The organism is Streptomyces sp. NPDC059850, from assembly GCF_042731515.1.
Taxonomy (GTDB): domain Bacteria; phylum Actinomycetota; class Actinomycetes; order Streptomycetales; family Streptomycetaceae; genus Streptomyces.
Window position 1 is genome coordinate 15,623 of sequence record NZ_JBHWJI010000082.1, and the last position, 18,565, is coordinate 34,187.

Consider the following 18,565-nt stretch of genomic DNA (forward strand, 5'->3'; position numbering starts at 1 on the left):
AGGCAAGCGGGCCATGGGGTGCGTTTCGAGTGGGGCCCGATCGGCGCGGACCGCCTTGCGGCGGACGTCGCCTGTCTGGTGATCGTCGATGTGCTCTCGTTCACCACATCAGTGACGGTCGCGGTGGAGGCAGGGACACAGGTCTATCCCTATCGGTGGCGGGATGAGAGTGCCACGGTGTTCGCCGGCCAGGTGAACGCAGAGTTGGCCGTAGGGCGCCGCGCAGCTACGAGCACGTCTCCTTGGACACTCTCTCCGGCCGCATTGCGACGCGCTCCGTTCACACCTCGATTGGTGCTTCCGTCACCCAACGGGTCAGCCATCGCCTCCGCGGCTGGCGACGCCACCGTCGTCGCGGCCTCGCTCCGCAATGCGGCCGCTGTGAGCAGCTGGCTCGCTGCCAACGGTTACGGGTCCGCCGAGCGCCCTGTCGGAGTGATCGCCTCTGGCGAACGCTGGCCCGACGGTAGTCTCCGGCCCTCGCTCGAGGACCTGCTGGGTGCGGGAGCGGTAATCGCCGGGCTGAGGAAATACGGCAGCGGCGCGCTCTCCCCTGAAGCTGACGCGGCGGCGGGAGTCTTCGCGTCGACCTCCGACGCGGGCGCCGCCGTCGCCACCTGCGCTTCCGGACGGGAACTCGCCGCAGGGGGGTTTGCCGAGGACGTCGCCATCGCGGTTGAACTTGGCGGCTCCGCCGTGGTTCCCCTCCTCTCCGACGGGGCTTTCGCGCCTGCGGGATGATCCCTTCAGCTCGGCCACCTTCGCGCGCCACTGCGGTAGCCCGTCTCGGCTACGGACCGCTGTCCGGAAACTTCTTTGCATAAAGCTGCCGTCGATCGTATAGTCATGCCATCCGTGAGGGAGGATGGCAATGGCGATACGCGCAGCGGTGGCGGGAGCGAGCGGATACGCGGGCGGTGAGGTGCTGCGGCTGTTGCTCGCGCACCCCGAGGTCGAGATCGGCACGCTGACCGGCAACACCAACGCCGGACAGCCGCTCGGCTCCCTCCAGCCGCACCTTCTCCCGCTGGCCGACCGGGTGCTCGCGCCGACCAGTGCCGAGGCGCTGGCCGGGCATGATGTGGTGTTCCTCGCCCTGCCGCACGGCCAGTCCGCCGCCGTCGCCGAGCAGCTCGGCGACCAGGTGCTGGTGATCGACTGCGGGGCGGACTTCCGGCTGGAGGACGCGGCCGACTGGGAGAAGTTCTACGGCTCCCCGCACGCGGGCACCTGGCCGTACGGCCTCCCCGAGCTGCCGGGGGCCCGTACCGCGCTCAACGGTTCCAAGCGCGTCGCGGTGCCCGGCTGCTACCCCACCGCCGTCTCGCTCGCGCTGTTCCCGGCGTACGCGGCGGGGCTGGCCGAGCCCGACGCGGTGATCGTCGCCGCGACCGGGACCTCGGGCGCGGGCAAGTCGCCCAAGCCGCATCTGCTGGGCAGCGAGGTCATGGGCTCCATGAGCCCGTACGGCGTGGGCGGCGGCCACCGGCACACCCCCGAGATGATCCAGAACCTGTCGGCCGCGGCGGGCGAGCGGGTCTCGGTCTCCTTCACCCCGACCCTCGCCCCCATGTCGCGCGGCATCCTGGCCACCTGCAGCGCCCCGGCGAAGCCCGGTGTGACGGCGGGGACGCTGCGGGTCGCGTACGAGAAGGCGCTGGGCGACGAACCGTTTGTCCACCTGCTGCCGGAGGGCCAGTGGCCCTCCACCGCCGCCGTGTACGGATCCAACAGCGCCCTGCTCCAGGTCGCCCTCGACGAGGCGGCGGGCCGGGTCATCGTGATCAGCGCGATCGACAACCTCACCAAGGGCACCGCGGGCGGCGCGGTCCAGAGCATGAACATCGCCCTCGGCCTCCCCGAGGAGCTGGGACTTTCCACGATCGGAGTCGCTCCATGAGTGTGACGGCTGCCAAGGGCTTCACCGCCTCCGGCATCGCTGCGGGGATCAAGGAGAACGGGAACCCCGACCTCGCTCTCGTCGTCAACAACGGGCCACGGCTGGCCGCCGCGGGCGTCTTCACCTCCAACCGCGTCAAGGCCGCCCCGGTCCTCTGGTCCGAGCAGGTACTCAAGGGCGGCCAGGTCTCCGCCGTCGTCCTCAACTCCGGCGGCGCCAACGCCTGCACCGGCCCGCTCGGCTTCCAGGACACCCACGCGACCGCCGAGAAGACCGCCGACGTCCTCGGGCACAGCGCGGGCGAGATCGCCATCGCCTCCACCGGGCTCATCGGCCTCCGGCTGCCCATGGACCCCCTGCTGTCCGGCATCGAGACGGCCGCCACCGCGCTCAGCGAGCACGGCGGCGAGAAGGCCGCCATCGCCATCAAGACCACCGACACCGTGCACAAGACGGCCGTCGCCCAGGGCCCCGACAAGACGTGGACCGTCGGCGGCATGGCCAAGGGCGCGGGCATGCTCGCCCCGGGCCTGGCCACCATGCTCGTCGTCCTCACCACCGACGCCGACCTCGAAGCCCCCGCGCTGGACACCGCGCTGCGCGACGCCACCCGCACCACCTTCGACCGCATCGACTCCGACGGCTGCATGTCGACCAACGACACCGTGCTGCTGCTGGCCTCCGGCGCCTCCGGGGTCACCCCCGCAGCCGACGACTTCGCCGAGGCGGTCCGCGCCGTCTGCGCCGACCTCGCGCGGCAGCTGATCGGGGACGCCGAGGGCGCCTCCAAGGACATCCGCATCGAGGTCGTCGGCGCGGCCACCGAGGACGACGCCGTGGAGGTGGGCCGCTCGATCGCCCGTAACAACCTCCTCAAATGCGCCATCCACGGCGAGGACCCCAACTGGGGACGGGTGCTGTCCGCGATCGGCACCACCTCCGCCGCCTTCGAGCCCGACCAGCTCAACGTGGCCATCAACGACGTATGGGTCTGCAAGAACGGTTCGGTCGGCGAGGACCGCGAGCTGGTCGACATGCGCTACCGCGAGGTCCGCATCACCGCCGACCTGGCCGCGGGCGGCGAATCGGCCGTCATCTGGGCCAACGACCTGACCGCCGATTACGTCCACGAGAACAGCGCGTACTCATCATGAGCGAGCCGAATTCGCCCCAGAAGACGGACCAGCCGACCGCCCGCAAGCACACCGCCCAGCCCAAGGCCCGCATCCTCATCGAGGCGCTGCCCTGGCTGACCCGCCACCACGGCAAGACCGTCGTCATCAAGTTCGGCGGCAACGCGATGGTGGACGAGGAGCTGAAGGCCGCGTTCGCCCAGGACGTCGTCTTCCTCCGGCACGCCGGGCTGCGCCCGGTCGTCGTCCACGGCGGCGGCCCGCAGATCAGCGCCCAGCTCGACCGACACGGCCTGGTCAGCGAGTTCAAGGCGGGCCTGCGGGTCACCACCGACGACGCGATGGACGTCGTACGGATGGTGCTGGCCGGACAGGTGCAGCGCCAGCTGGTCGGGCTGCTCAACCAGCACGGCCCGCTCGCCGTCGGCATGACCGGCGAGGACGCCCACCTCATGTCCGCCACCAAGCACTTCGCCGAGGTCGACGGCGAACAGGTGGACATCGGCCGGGTCGGCCAGATCACCGACATCGACACCGGCGCCATCAAGGCGCTCCTGGACGACGGCCGCATCCCGGTCGTCTCGTCCATCGCCCGCAGCTCGGACGACGGCCACGTCTACAACGTCAACGCCGACACGGCGGCGGCCGCGCTCGCCGCCGCGCTGAACGCCGAGACGCTGATGGTCCTCACCGACGTCGAGGGCCTGTACGCGGACTGGCCGAACAGCGACGAGGTGATCAGCCAGCTCAGCGCGAGCGAGCTGGAGAAGCTGCTGCCGGAGCTGGCCAGCGGCATGGTGCCCAAGATGCGGGGCTGTCTGCACGCCGTACGCAACGGCGTCACCAACGCGCGCGTCATCGACGGGCGGGTGCAGCACTCGATCCTGCTGGAGATCTTCACGGACGAGGGCATCGGCACGATGGTCGTGCCGGACCCGGAGATGACCGACGCGGACGACGAGGGGGAGAACCAGTGAGCAATGCGGAGCTGACGCAGCGCTGGCAGGGCGCGATGATGGACAACTACGGCACGCCGCGCGTCCCGCTCACCCACGGCGAGGGCGCCACGGTGTGGGACGCGGACGGCAAGAGTTACGTCGACTTCGTCAGCGGAATCGCCGTCAACTCCCTCGGCCACGCCCACCCCGCCGTCGTACGGGCCGTATCCGACCAGGTCGCCACGCTCGGCCACGTCTCGAACCTCTTCGTCGCCGAGCCCCCGGTGGCGCTCGCCGAGCGGCTGCTCCAGCTCTTCGGCCGCGCCGGGCGGGTCTACTACTCCAACTCCGGCGCGGAGGCGGTCGAGGCCGCCTTCAAGATCGGGCGGCGGACCGGCCGTACCCATATGGTCGCCACCACCGGCGGCTTCCACGGCCGCACCATGGGCTCCCTGGCCCTGACCGGCCAGCCCGCCAAGCAGGAACCTTTCCTTCCGCTGCCGGGTGACGTCACCCATGTGCCGTACGGCGACGTGGAAGCGCTGCGCGCGGCGGTCACCACCGACACCGCGCTGGTCATCCTCGAACCCATCCAGGGCGAGAACGGCGTCATCGTCCCCCCGGCGGGCTATCTGGCCGCCGCCCGCGAGATCACCCGGGCCACCGGCACCCTGCTCGTCGTCGACGAGGTACAGACCGGAATCGGCCGTACCGGACACTGGTTCGAGCACCAGGCGCAGGGCGTCGAACCCGATGTCGTCACCCTCGCCAAGGGCCTCGGCGGCGGCCTCCCCATCGGCGCCACGGTCGCCTTCGGCCCCGCCGCCGACCTGCTGACCGCAGGTCAGCACGGGTCCACCTTCGGCGGGAACCCGGTCTCGTGCGCCGCCGCCCTCGCCGTCCTCGACACCATCGAGGCCGACGGCATCCTCGACCGCGTCAAGCGGGCGGGGGAGCGGCTGCGTGACGGAATCGAATCGCTCGACCACGCTCTGGTCGGCCACGTCCGTGGTGCGGGGCTGCTGCTCGGTATCGTGCTCACAGAGTCCCTCGCGCCGAAGGTGCAGCAGGCGGCTCAGGACGCGGGACTCCTGGTGAACGCGACCGGCCCGGATGTGGTCCGGCTCGCGCCCCCGCTCGTCGTCGGCGACGACGAGGTGGACACCGTGCTCCGGGAACTGCCCGCCGTCCTGACGGCCGCACACGAGAGCCAAGGCGAACGATGATCCGGAGCCGGAGATTGACAAGACGATGACCGAGGCGCAGCACACCGACGCGGCGAACGACACTGCCCACGACGCGGACGCGAACCACAACGGCCAGTCCGTGCCGCAGACCCGCACCGCCCGCCACCGCCGGATCGTGGACATCCTGAACCGGCAGCCGGTCCGCTCCCAGAGCCAGCTCGCGAAGCTCCTCGCCGACGACGGACTCTCCGTCACCCAGGCGACGCTCTCCCGCGACCTGGACGAACTGGGCGCGGTGAAGATCCGCAACACGGGCGGCGAGCTGATCTACGCCGTCCCCAGCGAGGGCGGCGACCGCACCCCCCGCGCCCCGCTCGGCGAGTCGGCGAGCGAGGCCCGTATGGCGCGCCTCGCGGCCGAACTCCTCATCTCGGCGGAGGCCTCAGCCAACCTCGTCGTCCTCCGCACCCCACCCGGCGCGGCCCAGTTCCTGGCCTCGGCCATCGACTCGGCCGAACTCCACGTCATCCTCGGCACGATCGCGGGCGACGACACCGTCCTCCTGATCAGCCGAGACCCAGCAGGCGGCCAGGCCCTGGCCGACCACCTCCTACGCCTGGCCCAGAAGGCCCGCTGACGGCTTGGCCGCGCCGGGGGCCCGCCCGTCCGGCCCCCCCGCAGCCCCGGGGGTACGGACGGGCCTACTCGTTGTGCAGCACCTTGGCGATCGTCAGCCGCGCCGCCGAGCGGGCCGGGATCAGCGCGCCGAGGACGGCGATCACGACCCCCGCCAGGGCCAGTGCGGCCAACTGCGGCGCGTGCCAGACGTCCTTCAGGGACTCCGGGAACGCGACCACCCCGACATGGTCCACGAGCAGCCGGTGCGCGGCGATCCCGAGGGGTATCCCCACCAGCCCGCCGACCGCGCCCAACCCCGCCACGGAGGTCACGGTTACGACCATCGCGGTGGTGGTGTTCGTCGAGCCGCCGGGCAGCAGATGGAGGCGCTGACCAATGCCCTCAAACACGGGAACACGGCGAAGGCCGAGGTGACAGTGCGGTACGCGGATCACTACCTGCGGGTCGAGGTGCTGAACAGCGGGTCGAGCGTCCTGACGTCCGGCGCCATCCGCCCGGCCACCGAGCGTCCTGACGGTGCCGGGCGCGGGTTGCTCGGGCTGCGGGAGCGGGTCGCCGTCTACGGCGGCGACCTGGACGCCCGCCGCCGCCTCGGCGGCGGCTACCGTGTCCGCGCCCGGATTCCCCTGGACCGGCCCCTGGACCGGCCATGATGTCCGCCGAACCCGCCCCCCGCGTCGTCGTCGCCGACGACCAGGAACTCGTCCGCACCGGCTTCCGGCTGATCCTGACCGCCCGTGGAATCGACATGGTGGGCGAGGCCGCCGACGGGGCGGAGGCAGTGGCAGCGGTGCGCGGGCTGCGGCCCGACGTGGTGCTGATGGACATCCGGATGCCCGGCATGGACGGCCTGGAGGCCGCCCGCCGCGTGCTCGCGCAGGTCCCGGACTGCCGGGTGATCATGCTGACCACCTTCGACCTCGACCGCTACGTCTACGCCGCCCTCGCCGCCGGTGCCAGCGGCTTCCTCCTCAAGGACGTCACCCCCGAACACCTCGCCGCCGCCGTACGCCTGGTAAGAACCGGCGACGCCCTGCTGGCCCCCTCGATCACCCGCCGCCTGCTGGAACGCTGCGGCGGAGGCGCCCCCACCAAATCCCCCCACCGAGACCTGGCCGCCCTGACGCAGCGGGAGCGCGAGGTGCTGACGCTGATGGGCCGTGGCCTGTCCAACAGCGAACTGGCGCAGACGCTGACGCTCAGTGAGGCGACGGTGAAGACGCATGTGGCCCGGATCTTCGCGAAACTCACCCTCCGAGACCGAGCCCAAGCGGTGGTCCTGGCCTACGAGACAGGCCTCGTCTCTCCGGGCGGCCCCGCCGAAACAGTCCCGTAGGGGCGGTAACGCATCGGGCACCACGGCGTGGAGCCCCACCCCCCCCGCCCACGGCGGTCCGGGTCGTCGAGCGATGCGGCCGCGGCCGGGGTCCGCTCTGGCGGTCGCTGACGACTCCGGGTACTCAGGCGTTGCTTGAGCACCCGCACGGATACGACTGCCGCCCGTCCCGCGGAAGCATGATGGGCGCAGGTTTCGCCAACGGGGAGGACGAGTCAGTGAAGACACAGACGCGCACGGCGGTTGCCAGCGGCTTAGCCGCATTGCTGGTGGCAGGTACGGGAGCGGGGAGTGCGGGAGCCGCGACGGGAGCCGTTGCCGGTTCCAGCACCGTGACGACTGTGACGAGCAAGAAGACCGGCACGGGCGCCAAGAGCGCCGACGTGATCACCTGCAAGATCACCACACATCTGCCGCACTACTCACACCACGCGGACGCGGACAACCGCCACATGGTGAACGTCACCGCCACTACCACCTGCACCAAGAAGGTGGCCCGCCTTTCCATCCGCGTCGGGCTGTACAAGAACGGAAACCTCTACAAGCAGAGCAGCCTCAAGAGCAACACCGGCAGGAACAAGATCGGTCAGAACGCCGCCCGCCGCTGCGTCAAGAAGCAGAAGTACACCGGATACGCCAAGGGCGTCGTCACGTTCCCGGCCGGATACACGCCGCACACCAAGACGGTGCGCGACGAGAGCAAGAGCGCCACGATCAACGCCTGCAAGAAGAAGTAGGTTCAGGTTCAGCCGAGACGGTCGGACAGCTCCACCGGCAGTACCTCAAGGTGCGGCTCGCCCGCCAGATCCTGGATCAGGCGGGCGGAGCCGCCGACGTACGTGGAGTACAGGTCGACATCAGTGGCCACACACCAGACGCGGTCCTGCGGCCACCACAGATTCGGGGACTGCGGGAAGAAATACCCGTCCCCGTTGTCACCCAGCTCGGTGGCCGCCCCGACCGGACCTTCGAAGAGCAGGTATCGGCGTCCGCTCAACTCCACCCAGGGGCCTTCGCCGACCGCGTCACCGAGGTCACCGATCCAGCCCCAGCCTTCCCAGAGCCCGAAGTAGCACTGCTCCGCCGTGGCGGTGTGCGTCGCGAGCACCTCGCAGAGGACCGGCAACAACTCCGCGGGAAACTGCCCCTGCTGCGGCTCGTCCGTGGGTTTGGGCCCGGCGATCTCCTCGAACCGGCTCTGGGAGTGCAACGCCCGGCCGGATCGCTCGGCCACCTCGCTCCAGCGCATGTACCGGTCCTCGACCAGCTCGGCTGGGTGCAGTACGCGCGCGTACGCCTCGAAGCCGACTGGGAGTAGCGCGTTGACGCCGGAGTCGAAGTCACCAACCCCCTGCTCGACCCAGTGACCGGCCGAGACATCGCTAAGCCGTCGCAGCCGGTGACGATGACCCTTGTTCCCTTGCGTCATGTGACCGGCCCCCTCTGATCGCGTGTCCGTCGCTTACAGTATGCGCGGCGGTAAGTGTCTTCTCACTGTTTGTCGCCTACCGGTAGCGTTCACGGCTTCATGGCGCGGTCATCGTTCGGCTCATCGCGGCACGCGCGTACCGCGATGAGCCGACACTGCGTCACGGCCCGCTGGCCTGGAGTCCCTTCCCTCAACGGCATGTTTCCGCCGTACTCCGGTGCTGGATGAAGTGGCGGCGAGGTGGAGTCCGGCCAGGTAGATGCTGGCGGTTTTGTGGTATCGAGTGGCCAGACCGCGCCACTGCTTGAGCTTGTTGATGCACCGCTCGACGGTGTTGCGCTGCTTGTAGGCTTCGCGGTCGAAGGCCGTCGGGCGCCGCCACGTCGGCCGAGCCGTTTTGCGGTTGGCTGCCTGGTCGGCAGGCTGCGAGATCACCACCCGAATCCCGCGTCGCCGCGGATGCTGGCGGATCGCCCGGGAGGAGTACGCCTTGTCGGCCAGGACCACGTCCGGCTTGACTCTGGGGCGGCCGATCCGCCGAGGTACCCGTAACCGGGCCATGACCTGCTCGAATGCGGGTGCGTCACCCGCCTGGCCGGGGGTGATGACGAACGTGAGTGGCCGACAGCGGCCGTCCGCGGCGAGGTGGATCTTCGTCGTCAGTCCGCCGCCGGACCGGCCGATGGCGTGATGGGGCGGCTCTCCGGCCGGGGGCCTCTTTTTGCGGGCTCCGGCCGCGTGCTGGTGGGCACGCATGATGGTGGAGTCGACCGCGACGACCCACTCGAGGTCGCCCTCCGCGTCGGCCTGGGCGAGTAGCGCCCAGTCCAACGATCGGATGATCTGAAAGAAACGGCCTAGGCCTCGGGGTGACTCCGGGCGCGGCGGGCCATCCAGGCTGCCACCAGCGACCCCGACACGTTGTGCCACACGGAGAACACGGCCGCCGGAAGGGCAGCGAGGGGGCTGAAGTGGGCGGCTGCCAGCGAGGCCGCCAGGCCGGAGTTCTGCATGCCGACCTCGAAGGCCATCGCCCGGCTCGCGGGCGCGCCCAACCGCCCCACCTTGCCCGCCGCGTACCCCAGCGCCAGCCCCAGCCCGTTGTGCAGGACGACGGCCAGCAATACCAGCCCCGCCGCCGAACGAATCGCATCCGCACTGCCCGCCACAACGACGGCTACGATCACCCCGATCGTCACGGCCGACAGCCACGGCAGCACCCCCAGCACCCGCGCGATGAACCGCCCGGCGACCAGCCGTACGACGAGGCCACCCACCACCGGCAGCAGCACCGTCTTCAAGATGTCCGTCACCATCGACTCCGCGTCCACCGGCAGGAATTCCCCGGCCAGCAGCAGTGTCAATGGCGGGGTGATCAGCGGAGCGAGCACCGTGGAGACGGTGGCGACCGAGACGGACAGCGCCACATCACCCCGGGCCAGATACGTGACGACATTCGACGCCGTCCCGCTCGGCGCGCAGCCGACCAGGATGACACCGGCCGCCAGCTGCGGCGACAGCCCCAGGGCATGAGCGATCAGCCACCCCAGACCGGGCATGATCACGTAGTGCGCGACCAGCCCGAGCGCCACCGCCCAGGGGCGCTTGAGCACGCCGGTGAAGTCATGGGGCGTCATGGTCAGCCCCATGCAGAACATCACGGTCCCGAGCAGGTAGGGCACGCTCGACGCCCAGCCGGTGAAGGTGCCGGGCGTGCTCAGGCCCGCCGCACCGGCGGCGAGGACGAGCAGCGGGAAGACGGTGACGGCCCGCCGGGCCGCCCGGTCGGCGGGCGCGGGCTCAGCGTCGGACGACGAGGACGCCACAGGGCTCTTGGATTCGGATCGCACCGCGTGATCGAACGCTGCGCAACCCCAACGACGCAAGACCGTCTCGTTATGTGGTCGCTACAAGGACAGCGGTGGCAACGGCAGCGGCAACCCCGGCAGCCCGTCCAGACTGCTGACGACATGGTCCTTCCGCTCGCAGTAGCGACTCAAGGACTCGTCATCCTCGCGCCGGAACCGCTGGGCGTGCAGCGTGCGATCCTCCCGGTAGTCCATGAAGGGCACCGCGTACCCACACGTGTCCCGGATCAGCTCGGCGGTCACCACGATGACGGCCCGCAGCCCGTGCGCATGCACATCGACGGCGGGAAAGTGTTTCACCAGCTCCGCGAAGCGCGGGTCGTCGCGGAACACCGGCTCACCCCGCCCATGCACCCGCACGATGTTCGGCGGCCCGTCGAAGGCGCACCACATCAGCGTGATGCGGCCGTTCTCCCGCAGATGGGCGATGGTCTCCGCGTTGCTCCCGGAGAAGTCCAGGTAGGCCACGGTCAGTTCGTCGAGGACGGCGAACGAACCTGCCACCCCTTTGGGGGACAGATTCACGGTGCCGTCCCCGGCCAGTGGAGCGGTAGCCGTGAAGAAGATCTTCTGCTGTTCGATGAATGTGCGAAGCCTGCCGTCGATACGTTCGTACGTCCTTCCCATGTGGCGCATTATCCGCCGAGGTGATCGCCACAGGGATGCTTCGATGGAGACATGGCAGACAAAGAGGCCCGACGGAGCGGCCCCGGGATCCGGGTCCGCCGCGTGTACGACGCGCCGGAGCAGGACGACGGCACCCGCGTCCTGGTGGACCGCATCTGGCCGCGCGGCCTCGCCAAGGCCGACGCACGCCTCGACGAGTGGGCCAAGGCCGCAGCTCCCTCCACAGAGCTACGACGCTGGTACGGGCATGAGCCCGAGCGGTACGCGGAGTTCGCCCGGCGGTACCGCGCCGAGCTGGCACAGCCGGAGCACCGCGAGGCCGTGGACCATCTGCGCGAGCTGGCCGGGCAGGGCACCCTCACGCTGCTGACGGCCGTGAAGGACCTGAGCTACGGCCACGCGGGCCTGCTGGCCGACGCCGTACGCGGCCACCGCTAAAGCCGCGGAAACCGCAGCGCACACGTCTCACGACACGCACATCTCAGCCGAAAAACGCGCGAAACCGCTGGTCTGCCACGTCGTCCCCGCCTCCGTCACCACGAACGCCTCCGCGCCCGGCTGCCGCTGCAGCCACGGCCGGGCGCGCTCGGCGCCCATCGCGCAGGCCGCCGTCGCCCAGGCGTCCACCTCGGTGAGGCTGGTGCCGACCACCGTCACGGAGGCGAGCCCGTCCGCCGGGGGGCGGCCGGTGTGCGGGTCCAGGATGTGGCAGCCGCGCTCCGCCGGACCGGACGTGGCCACGGCCAGCTCGCCGTGCGCCTCCACCACCGCCAGCAGCTCACCACGGTGCAGCGGATCGGCGATGCCCACCCGCCACGGACCGCCGTGCACCTGCACGTCGCCGCCGCCGTTGACGCACACCGAACCGGCGCCCGCCGAGGCCAGCATCCGGGCGGCGCGCTCGACCGCCCACCCCTTGACCAGGCCGGTCGGATCGGGCCGCCCCCCGGCGTAGCGGGCGGTGAACCAGCCGTCGCTGCGGTACGAGAACTCCTCGCACAGCTCCAGCACGTCCCGCACCTCCGGCTCGCACTGCGACAGCGTCAGCTCCTCACGCCCGAGACGGCTGATCTGGCTGTCCGCGCGGTACGTGGAGAACAGCTCGTCCACCCGGTGCAGCCCCACCACGGCCCCGTCCAGCGCGGCCAGCACGCGCGGCCGGTCGGCGTCGTGGACCTCGCGCAGGTCGAAGGAGAAGACGGTGCCCATGACGTGTTCGACATGGCGCAGCGGTTCCGGCGCGCCGTACTCGTCGTAGGACGTCATTTGGTACCCGCCTTGTCGAGAGCGCTCTGCAGGGACTTGGAATAGCCCTCGCTGGTGTACGTCGCACCGGACACGGTGTCGACCTTCGCGGCGGACATCGCCTGCTGGTTGAGCTTCGGGATGGAGTCCTTGGCGATCTGTACGCTGCGCGGCCCGGAGTCCGGCGTCTTGACGGCCTGCGCGGCGGTGATCTTCCCGCCGCTCATGGTGACGCTGACCTGCACCGGCCCGTACTGCGTGTCGACGACATCACCGGTCAGGGTCTGCCCACCAGCGGCGCCACCCGCAGCCCCAGGGGCCCCCGGCGCGGTCGCCGCGACCGGCGGCGCCTGCCCAGCAGGCGGAGAGGCGACGGTCTGGCCGCCACCGGCGGGCTGCTTCAGCGCCAGCAGCGCCACCACACCGGCGACGGTGGCGGCGGTGCCCAGCAGGATACGGCGCAGCGGATGCTTCCTCTTCATGGCTCCACCTCAGGTCACAGCTCGAAGGATTCATGATGGATACGGCGGTCGGGGACCCCCGCGTCGTGCAGCGCCTCGTACGCGTGCTCGGTCAGGCCCGGAGGCCCGCACAGATAGACGTCGTGCTCGTCGATGTCCGGCAGCAGCGCCCGCAGCCGCTCCGCGCTGATCTCCGGACGGGCTCCGTCCGGGCCGTTGACGGCGTACAGCAGCCGGGCGTCCCGCTCGGTCGCGATCTGCTTCAGCTCGCCCCACAGTGCGAGGTCCTCGACGGTCCGGGCGCGGTAGAGCAGGGTCAGGTCACCGCCCTTGCCGGGCAGCGTCTCGAACAGGGCGCGGATCGGGGTGATGCCCGCCCCACCGGCGATCATCAGCACCTTGCCCTGGCTGCGGCGGGACGCGGTCATCGCCCCGTACGGCCCCTCGGCCCACACCCGGGTGCCGGGCTTCAGGTCGGCGAGCCGGGTACTGCCCCCGCCCACCGCCTTCACGGTGATGCGCAGCAGATTGGGCCGGGGCGGGGCGGACAGCGAGTACGGATGGGAACCCCACCGCAACCCCGGGGCCAGGAACCGCCACCGGAAGAACTGGCCCGCCTCCGCGCCGATCCGGTGCAGCTTGCGCCCGCTGATCAGCACCGACACGATCCCGGGCGCCTCCTGGACGACCGCCTCGACCTTCATCCGGTGCCGCATGTTCAGCCGCAGCGGCACCAGCAGCCGGTACCAGATCGCGAGCGCGCTGACCGCGCCGTACAGCACGTACCACGCCGTCTGCGCCGTCATGTTGCCCACGAACTCGGCGCCGTTGGTCAGCTGGTGCCAGAAGGACAGGAAGACGGCCGCGTAGGTGAGCAGATGCAGGTAGTACCAGATCTCGTACGGAATCCTCCGGCGCACCATCCCGGCCGAGATCAGCCCGATCACCACGAGGGTCACCGTGCCGATCGTCGCTTCCAGCATGTCGGGGAAGGTGAGCACCATCGTCTCGGTCTGCGCGACGAACGACGTGCCGCTCTCGGTCGCGTACCCCGCGATGATCAGGCCGACATGGGCGAGGATCAGGCACAGCGCGTACCGCCCGCTCATCGCGTGCCACCGCGCCACCCGGTCAGAACCCACCCGCCGCTCCAGCGCGGGCACCCGCGCCATCTGCAGCACCACCAGCGCCAGCACGTACCCGGCGAGCAGCCCGCTCAGCCGCCCCGCGCCGTTCAACCAGGCGGCGTTGCCGGTGACGTTCGGGGTGTTCATCCACCACAGGGACAGCACCGCAGCCGCCCCCGCCCAGCTCAACAGCACCAGCGGCACGGCGGGGGACCGCCGTGGCCGAATCTGGCGCAAGGCCAGCCTCCGACCGGCCCGGCTGTTCAAAAGCGTCGTCACGGCCCGTCCCCTTCCTATGGGCTCCGGTGCACAGGGGTACGGGCGGGAGCGGGAGATGGTTCAAAGGCCGGTGAAATTCACAGGTTTCGGGATCGTATGATCGCTGAACAGGCCATTCTTGCTAAGGAATCCCATGTCGATGCCGCCCCCGCCGCCGGGGAACCCGTACGCCGCCGCACCGTCCCAGGGGAATCCGTTCGCCGCGCCGCCCCAAGCGCCGTACGGGCATCCGCAACCGGCCCCCGGCTACAACCAGCCACACCAGACGCCCGGTTACGGCCAGCAGCCGGCCGGGGTGCCGGGGGTGCCCGCCTGTCGGATCTGCGCGGCGCAGCCCGCCGCCCAGGTCACCATCCGCAGCCATGTCGGGCTGCTGCTGATGATGCGGTTCAAGAAGTGGGAGGGGCCGTTCTGCCGGACCTGCGGTACGGCGCTGCGCCGGGAGGCGACCACCAACACGCTGTGGCAGGGCTGGTGGAGCCCGTTCTCCGCGGTGATCTTCAATCCGTACACGGTCATCCACAACGTGGTGGTGCGCGGGAAGCTCAACAAGCTCCCGGAGCCGGGGCCCGCGATGTACGGGACGCGCCCCGCCCCCGGGAAGTCCGTGCTTCAGCGCCCGGTGTCGTACGTGGCGCTGGTGCCCATCCTCTGGTTCCTGTACCTCGTCATCGTGCAGCCATGAGTTCCCGATGACTGGGGGCCGTGTGCCTGCGCGCCGTCTGTCCTCGCCCCCTCCGGGCGTTGGCGGGGCCTACTTTTCGATCATGCGGGTGGCGACGCCGTCGACGATGGTGACCTGGGCGATGACCAAGTCGTCGTCGACTGCGGCCTGTAGCTGACCAGGGGTGCAGGCTCTGGAGGTCTTGCCTTCGGCAGGGACGCACATGATGCCGTATCCGGTCATCTTTGTGTCGTCGGTGACATGAAACGTCTTGTTTTTGACGGTGTACGTACCGGGGGTGGGGGAGGACAGCTCGCCGGTGAACGTGCCATTGACGGATTTGTCGGGGGGCGTGGCGTCGGACGACTGGCACCCCGTTGCCAGAAGGGCCCCAGTCACGAGCAGACCCACGGTGGCGAAGGTGCGGACGAGGGAGCCACGGAGGTGGTTGGCGCACATGGTAAAAGAACCTTCTTCGTTCATCAGCAGGAGGGGCGCGAGTGAAGTTCTCGCAGTGTGTCACCCATTCTGTTGGCGACCCCTGCCGGTCTGAAGTCGTTGGCGGCAGTCTGCTTCTTCGGCCGTGAGCAGGGCGAATGTTGCGGCTTTTCGACCAACGGGAGGACGAGCCGGTCCACACTCTCATCGTCGACCGACCCACCGGCCTCCAGCGACTCACGGACGGCCGCGCGTCACGGGCCGCGTACGTCGGCGCCTCGCCACTCCAACCGAGCGCTCACCTCCGTCTCTTGTTAATCGTCGGATTGTTCGTCGACGAGGAGCCTTGCTGCGAGGGCTGAGCTGAGGTCCAACACCAGACGCCCCCTCCAACACCAGGCGCCACGGATCCACCGCGCAAACGGTTCACCCACACATCGACGGATCCTCCACAACGCATCCGCAGCGGGCGAGACTCGTACACCGAGACCGCCTACTCGCCCCTCCTACAGGTCGCCTCGGTGGCAAGCGGCAGGACCTTGAGCGTCACCAGCAGCCTCGCACCGCTCCGTGCCACAGCGCTGCGCCCGGGACCCAGCGCCGTGGCGAACATCGAGGCCATGTTTCGACCATCCCCTTCGACCGGGAGACCGAAGCTCGCACGACCTGCGCGTCGAGCGAGTCACCATGACGACACCACGCGTTCAAGGTCAGTAACCAGTGGCGTCCAGGGGAGCGGGATCGAGGGGCCGGGACGCCTCGGCTGGCCGGGGCCGCGTGGGGGTCGCCGTTTCACGGCGTGGAGCCAGCAGATAGCGGCGCTGGTGGCCCCACGCCGCCTCGGCCGGTACCGACGGCGGCCGGTACCGACCGGGGGCGGTCGGCGGCTGGCTCAGGTGCCGGGGGAAGACCGGGCCGCGGCGTACGTGGCGCTGCTGCCCATCCTGTGGTTCCTGTTCCTCATCGTCCGCGGCGGCTAGCCAAGGCCGGACAGGCCACGCCCGCCACGACGATGGCCAGGGCCACCAGCAGCGCGCTCACCCAGACCGGCGAACGGTAGCCCAGGCCCGCGCCCAGGGTGAGCCCGCCGAGGGCCGGACCGACCGCCGCCCCCACGTTGAGGGCGGCGGTCGCGAACGCCCCGCCCAGCGCGGGCGCTTCGGCCGCCGCGTACAGCGCCCGCGTGATCAGCGTGGAGCCGACACCGAACGACAGCATCCCCTGTACGAGCACCAGCACGACCGCCACCCCCGGCCGGTCCGCGCCCACCGACAGCAGAAGCCAGCCGACGAGCAGGGCGATCCCGCCCGGCACCAGAACCAGCATCGGCCGCGCGTCCGACCACCGCCCGGCCACGGTCACCCCGGCGAACGACCCGAGCCCGAAGAGCGCCAGCACGGCGGGCACCCAGGACTCTCCGAAGCCGCTCACGTTCGTGATGAGCGGCGTGAGGTAAGTGAACGTGCAGAACGTCGCGGCGTTTACGAGTGTCCCCAGCCCCAGCGTCACCAGCAGCCGGGGGCTGCGCAGCGCGCGCAGCTCACCGCGTGCGCTCGGCGCCTCTACCCGGTCGGTATGCGGCACCGACCGTACGATGGCGAACAGGGCCGGTACGGAGACGAGCGCCACCGCCCAGAACGCCGAACGCCACCCCCAGACCTGCCCCAGCAGCGCCCCGGCCGGAACCCCGGCGACGCACGCGAGCGTGACCCCGCCCAGCAGCGCGGACGTGGCCCGCCCCTTGGCCCCGGCCGGCACCATCCCGGTCGCCGCCGCGAGCCCCACGGCCAGGAACCCGGCATTGGCCAGCGCCCCGAACACCCGGGTGGCCAGCAGGACACCGAAGCTGGTGGTGACGGCACCGACGACGTGGACGGCCAGGAAAGCCGTCAGAAACACCAGCAGCGCCCGCCGCTGCGGCCACCGCATACTGAGGACCGCCATCAGCGGCGCCCCCACGATCATCCCCACCGCGAACGCCGACGTCAGCGCGCCCGCAGCGGGGATGGACACATTCAGATCACTGGCGATGTCCGGCACCAGACCGGACAGCATGAACTCGGATGTCCCTTGGGCGAAGACCGCCAGTCCGAGGACATAGATGGCAAAAGGCATGAAGACTCCACACACCGGCATGAAAGACGGAGAGAACTGCGGAGACCGGTAATCCGGTTTAGTGGAAACGCCACCGAACGACCGGTGGCTAGAGCCTGGATGCCTCGGGACTGGACATGACGGCCACCCTAACAGCCGCGTTCCGCTACACCACGCTGAAGATCCGCCCGGTGTTGGCGCCCTCGATGGAGCGGACGTACGCCTGCGTCACCTGGGCCAGGTCCACGGCCGGGATCCCCGGGAAGAAGTCCCCGTACTTCGGCAGGGACTCCGTGAACACCGACGGACTGACGGCGTTGATCCGCTGCGGCGCGATCTCGATGGCCGCCGCGCGGACGAACGCCTCGACCGCGCCGTTCGCCATGGCCGCCGCGCTGCTCCTCGGGATGGGGTCACCCCCCAGAATCCCCGTGATCAGCGTGAACGAACCCCGCTCCGCGATCCGCGACACCCCCTGCCGCACCAGCTCGATCTGGCTCAGCACCTTGCCGTAGAAGGCGGACAGATAGTCCGTGGGCGCCATCTCGGCGACCGACTTGAACGGCACGTCCCCGGCGGTCCCGGCCACCGCGTCCACCGCCCCGGCCTGTACGTACATCTCGGCGACCTGGGCGGGCTCCGCGATGTCGTACCGCAGATCGCCGCCGGTCCGCCCCACGGTGATGACCTCGTGGCCACGGGCGGTCAGTGTCTCGTGAACGGCCGTACCGAGCTGGCCGGTGGCCCCAATCAGCAGAATCCTCATGCCGATGACGCTATGTGGGGCTTACCAGGGGAGGGAAATACCTTCTGGTCCGCACTTATGCTTCAGGGTTATGAATGTCGAGCTGCGCCATCTGCGGGCCCTGACCGCCATCGGGGACGAGGGTACGATCACCGACGCCGCCGCTTCGTTGCACATCAGCCAGCCCGCGCTGTCCCGCACCCTCAACCAGCTGGAGAGCCGCCTCGGCACCACGCTGGTCGAACGCACCACGCGCCACCTCGCCCTCACCGAACCCGGCAGGCGGCTCTATCTCTGATCTTGCGCAGTGCTCCGTCCTTTAGGGCGGAGGTGAAGCGCATCCTCGTCCCGGAGGCGCGAAGCGCCGGAGTTCGCTGCACCTCCGGTGTGGTGGTCAGAGGGGGCGCTTCTGGTTCTCGATGTACTGGCGGACGACGGTCAGGGGTGCGCCGCCG

22 protein-coding genes and 2 pseudogenes are annotated in these 18,565 nt (G+C 70.2%); 13 read left to right on the forward strand and 11 right to left on the reverse strand.

Annotated features, from left to right (window positions below):
- Window positions 1–18: 18 nt before the first annotated feature.
- The 6 genes from ACFV9T_RS39340 (at window position 19) to ACFV9T_RS39365 (ending at window position 5,795) form a co-directional block, all read left to right on the forward strand.
- Window positions 19–741, forward strand: a complete 723-nt coding sequence (locus tag ACFV9T_RS39340; protein WP_385447743.1) for a 2-phosphosulfolactate phosphatase — start codon at window positions 19–21, stop codon at window positions 739–741.
- A gap of 130 nt (window positions 742–871) precedes the next feature.
- Window positions 872–1,900: an N-acetyl-gamma-glutamyl-phosphate reductase gene (gene argC, locus ACFV9T_RS39345; protein WP_385447746.1), complete on the forward strand. Its 1,029-nt coding sequence runs from the start codon at window positions 872–874 to the stop codon at window positions 1,898–1,900.
- Window positions 1,897–3,054: a bifunctional glutamate N-acetyltransferase/amino-acid acetyltransferase ArgJ gene (gene argJ / locus ACFV9T_RS39350; protein WP_385447748.1), complete on the forward strand. Its 1,158-nt coding sequence runs from the start codon at window positions 1,897–1,899 to the stop codon at window positions 3,052–3,054. Before argC ends, argJ begins: the two co-directional genes overlap by 4 nt.
- A complete protein-coding gene (gene argB, locus ACFV9T_RS39355) occupies window positions 3,051–4,010 on the forward strand; it encodes an acetylglutamate kinase (protein WP_385447751.1) in 960 nt (319 codons plus the stop codon). The genes argJ and argB overlap by 4 nt, the downstream gene beginning before the upstream one ends.
- Window positions 4,007–5,197, forward strand: coding sequence for an acetylornithine transaminase (locus tag ACFV9T_RS39360; protein WP_385447754.1), 1,191 nt, complete (start codon window positions 4,007–4,009; stop codon window positions 5,195–5,197). Before argB ends, ACFV9T_RS39360 begins: the two co-directional genes overlap by 4 nt.
- A gap of 25 nt (window positions 5,198–5,222) precedes the next feature.
- The gene (locus ACFV9T_RS39365; protein ID WP_385447757.1) at window positions 5,223–5,795 is read left to right on the forward strand and encodes an arginine repressor; all 573 of its coding nucleotides are present in this window, start codon (window positions 5,223–5,225) and stop codon (window positions 5,793–5,795) included.
- A 64-nt stretch (window positions 5,796–5,859) separates the two neighbouring features.
- On the opposite strand, the gene ACFV9T_RS39370 is transcribed toward ACFV9T_RS39365, so the two are convergent.
- Window positions 5,860–6,186 (reverse strand): hypothetical protein, encoded by a 327-nt coding sequence (locus ACFV9T_RS39370; RefSeq protein ID WP_385447759.1) that lies wholly within the window; start codon window positions 6,184–6,186, stop codon window positions 5,860–5,862.
- Between the two features lie 21 nt (window positions 6,187–6,207).
- On the opposite strand from ACFV9T_RS39370, the gene ACFV9T_RS39375 reads away from it, so the two are divergent.
- From ACFV9T_RS39375 to ACFV9T_RS39385, 3 genes are all read left to right on the forward strand, one after another.
- Window positions 6,208–6,450, forward strand: coding sequence for a hypothetical protein (locus ACFV9T_RS39375; protein ID WP_385447762.1), 243 nt, complete (start codon window positions 6,208–6,210; stop codon window positions 6,448–6,450).
- The gene (locus ACFV9T_RS39380; protein ID WP_385447764.1) at window positions 6,447–7,133 is read left to right on the forward strand and encodes a response regulator; all 687 of its coding nucleotides are present in this window, start codon (window positions 6,447–6,449) and stop codon (window positions 7,131–7,133) included. The genes ACFV9T_RS39375 and ACFV9T_RS39380 overlap by 4 nt, the downstream gene beginning before the upstream one ends.
- Window positions 7,134–7,474: 341 nt before the next feature.
- On the forward strand, window positions 7,475–7,870 hold the full coding sequence (locus ACFV9T_RS39385; protein ID WP_385447766.1) for a hypothetical protein: 396 nt from the start codon (window positions 7,475–7,477) through the stop codon (window positions 7,868–7,870).
- A gap of 8 nt (window positions 7,871–7,878) precedes the next feature.
- Here the strand turns inward: ACFV9T_RS39385 and ACFV9T_RS39390 are convergent, their stop codons facing one another.
- The 4 genes and pseudogenes from ACFV9T_RS39390 to ACFV9T_RS39405 all read right to left on the reverse strand — a co-directional run bounded on the left by ACFV9T_RS39390 (window position 7,879) and on the right by ACFV9T_RS39405 (window position 11,057).
- Window positions 7,879–8,562, reverse strand: coding sequence for a hypothetical protein (locus ACFV9T_RS39390; RefSeq protein ID WP_385447768.1), 684 nt, complete (start codon window positions 8,560–8,562; stop codon window positions 7,879–7,881).
- Between the two features lie 120 nt (window positions 8,563–8,682).
- Window positions 8,683–9,387, reverse strand: a pseudogene (locus tag ACFV9T_RS39395) (IS5 family transposase); the annotation flags it as partial.
- A gap of 32 nt (window positions 9,388–9,419) precedes the next feature.
- Window positions 9,420–10,412 carry a bile acid:sodium symporter family protein gene (locus ACFV9T_RS39400; protein ID WP_385447771.1) on the reverse strand — a complete coding sequence of 331 codons (993 nt, stop codon included), beginning with the start codon at window positions 10,410–10,412 and terminating at the stop codon, window positions 9,420–9,422.
- 57 nt (window positions 10,413–10,469) lie between these two features.
- Window positions 10,470–11,057: a pyridoxamine 5'-phosphate oxidase family protein gene (locus ACFV9T_RS39405; protein ID WP_385447773.1), complete on the reverse strand. Its 588-nt coding sequence runs from the start codon at window positions 11,055–11,057 to the stop codon at window positions 10,470–10,472.
- Window positions 11,058–11,108: 51 nt separating this feature from the next.
- On the opposite strand from ACFV9T_RS39405, the gene ACFV9T_RS39410 reads away from it, so the two are divergent.
- Complete coding sequence (locus ACFV9T_RS39410; RefSeq protein WP_385447775.1) at window positions 11,109–11,495, forward strand: DUF488 domain-containing protein; 387 nt, start codon at window positions 11,109–11,111, stop codon at window positions 11,493–11,495.
- Between the two features lie 27 nt (window positions 11,496–11,522).
- Here ACFV9T_RS39410 and ACFV9T_RS39415 read toward each other — a convergent pair whose 3' ends face one another.
- The 3 genes from ACFV9T_RS39415 to ACFV9T_RS39425 are packed head-to-tail and all read right to left on the reverse strand — an operon-like array spanning window position 11,523 to window position 14,169.
- Complete coding sequence (locus ACFV9T_RS39415) at window positions 11,523–12,323, reverse strand: FAD:protein FMN transferase (RefSeq protein WP_385447777.1); 801 nt, start codon at window positions 12,321–12,323, stop codon at window positions 11,523–11,525.
- A complete protein-coding gene (locus tag ACFV9T_RS39420; protein WP_385447780.1) occupies window positions 12,320–12,784 on the reverse strand; it encodes an FMN-binding protein in 465 nt (154 codons plus the stop codon). Before ACFV9T_RS39420 ends, ACFV9T_RS39415 begins: the two co-directional genes overlap by 4 nt.
- A gap of 14 nt (window positions 12,785–12,798) precedes the next feature.
- Window positions 12,799–14,169, reverse strand: coding sequence for a ferric reductase-like transmembrane domain-containing protein (locus tag ACFV9T_RS39425; protein WP_385447782.1), 1,371 nt, complete (start codon window positions 14,167–14,169; stop codon window positions 12,799–12,801).
- A 133-nt stretch (window positions 14,170–14,302) separates the two neighbouring features.
- Here ACFV9T_RS39425 and ACFV9T_RS39430 point away from each other — a divergent pair, with 133 nt between their 5' ends.
- Complete coding sequence (locus ACFV9T_RS39430) at window positions 14,303–14,854, forward strand: hypothetical protein (protein WP_385447784.1); 552 nt, start codon at window positions 14,303–14,305, stop codon at window positions 14,852–14,854.
- 69 nt (window positions 14,855–14,923) lie between these two features.
- Here ACFV9T_RS39430 and ACFV9T_RS39435 read toward each other — a convergent pair whose 3' ends face one another.
- Window positions 14,924–15,316 carry a hypothetical protein gene (locus ACFV9T_RS39435; RefSeq protein ID WP_385447786.1) on the reverse strand — a complete coding sequence of 131 codons (393 nt, stop codon included), beginning with the start codon at window positions 15,314–15,316 and terminating at the stop codon, window positions 14,924–14,926.
- A gap of 779 nt (window positions 15,317–16,095) precedes the next feature.
- Here ACFV9T_RS39435 and ACFV9T_RS39440 point away from each other — a divergent pair.
- Window positions 16,096–16,251 (forward strand): hypothetical protein, encoded by a 156-nt coding sequence (locus tag ACFV9T_RS39440; protein ID WP_385447789.1) that lies wholly within the window; start codon window positions 16,096–16,098, stop codon window positions 16,249–16,251.
- Here the strand turns inward: ACFV9T_RS39440 and ACFV9T_RS39445 are convergent.
- Window positions 16,232–17,386 carry a Cmx/CmrA family chloramphenicol efflux MFS transporter gene (locus tag ACFV9T_RS39445; RefSeq protein ID WP_385447791.1) on the reverse strand — a complete coding sequence of 385 codons (1,155 nt, stop codon included), beginning with the start codon at window positions 17,384–17,386 and terminating at the stop codon, window positions 16,232–16,234. The two genes, ACFV9T_RS39440 and ACFV9T_RS39445, sit on opposite strands and share 20 nt — an antisense overlap.
- A gap of 145 nt (window positions 17,387–17,531) precedes the next feature.
- Entirely contained in the window at window positions 17,532–18,131 is a 600-nt protein-coding gene (locus tag ACFV9T_RS39450; protein ID WP_385447794.1) for a short chain dehydrogenase, read from the reverse strand.
- 70 nt (window positions 18,132–18,201) lie between these two features.
- On the opposite strand from ACFV9T_RS39450, the pseudogene ACFV9T_RS39455 reads away from it, so the two are divergent.
- Window positions 18,202–18,402 (forward strand): annotated as a pseudogene (locus ACFV9T_RS39455) (LysR family transcriptional regulator); the annotation flags it as partial.
- Window positions 18,403–18,565: the final 163 nt, after the last annotated feature.

What these genes read in the sequence shown, in the direction of transcription:
- argC (WP_385447746.1), top strand. Translation starts at nt 872, where the DNA reads ATGGCGATACGCGCAGCGGTGGCGGGAGCGAGCGGATACGCGGGCGGT.
- argJ (WP_385447748.1), top strand. Translation starts at nt 1,897, where the DNA reads ATGAGTGTGACGGCTGCCAAGGGCTTCACCGCCTCCGGCATCGCTGCG.
- argB (WP_385447751.1), top strand. Translation starts at nt 3,051, where the DNA reads ATGAGCGAGCCGAATTCGCCCCAGAAGACGGACCAGCCGACCGCCCGC.
- ACFV9T_RS39365 (WP_385447757.1), top strand. Translation starts at nt 5,223, where the DNA reads ATGACCGAGGCGCAGCACACCGACGCGGCGAACGACACTGCCCACGAC.
- ACFV9T_RS39380 (WP_385447764.1), top strand. Translation starts at nt 6,447, where the DNA reads ATGATGTCCGCCGAACCCGCCCCCCGCGTCGTCGTCGCCGACGACCAG.
- ACFV9T_RS39390 (WP_385447768.1), bottom strand. Translation starts at nt 8,562, where the DNA reads ATGACGCAAGGGAACAAGGGTCATCGTCACCGGCTGCGACGGCTTAGC.
- ACFV9T_RS39405 (WP_385447773.1), bottom strand. Translation starts at nt 11,057, where the DNA reads ATGGGAAGGACGTACGAACGTATCGACGGCAGGCTTCGCACATTCATC.
- ACFV9T_RS39410 (WP_385447775.1), top strand. Translation starts at nt 11,109, where the DNA reads ATGGCAGACAAAGAGGCCCGACGGAGCGGCCCCGGGATCCGGGTCCGC.
- ACFV9T_RS39415 (WP_385447777.1), bottom strand. Translation starts at nt 12,323, where the DNA reads ATGACGTCCTACGACGAGTACGGCGCGCCGGAACCGCTGCGCCATGTC.
- ACFV9T_RS39420 (WP_385447780.1), bottom strand. Translation starts at nt 12,784, where the DNA reads ATGAAGAGGAAGCATCCGCTGCGCCGTATCCTGCTGGGCACCGCCGCC.
- ACFV9T_RS39430 (WP_385447784.1), top strand. Translation starts at nt 14,303, where the DNA reads ATGTCGATGCCGCCCCCGCCGCCGGGGAACCCGTACGCCGCCGCACCG.
- ACFV9T_RS39435 (WP_385447786.1), bottom strand. Translation starts at nt 15,316, where the DNA reads ATGAACGAAGAAGGTTCTTTTACCATGTGCGCCAACCACCTCCGTGGC.
- ACFV9T_RS39445 (WP_385447791.1), bottom strand. Translation starts at nt 17,386, where the DNA reads ATGCCTTTTGCCATCTATGTCCTCGGACTGGCGGTCTTCGCCCAAGGG.
- ACFV9T_RS39450 (WP_385447794.1), bottom strand. Translation starts at nt 18,131, where the DNA reads ATGAGGATTCTGCTGATTGGGGCCACCGGCCAGCTCGGTACGGCCGTT.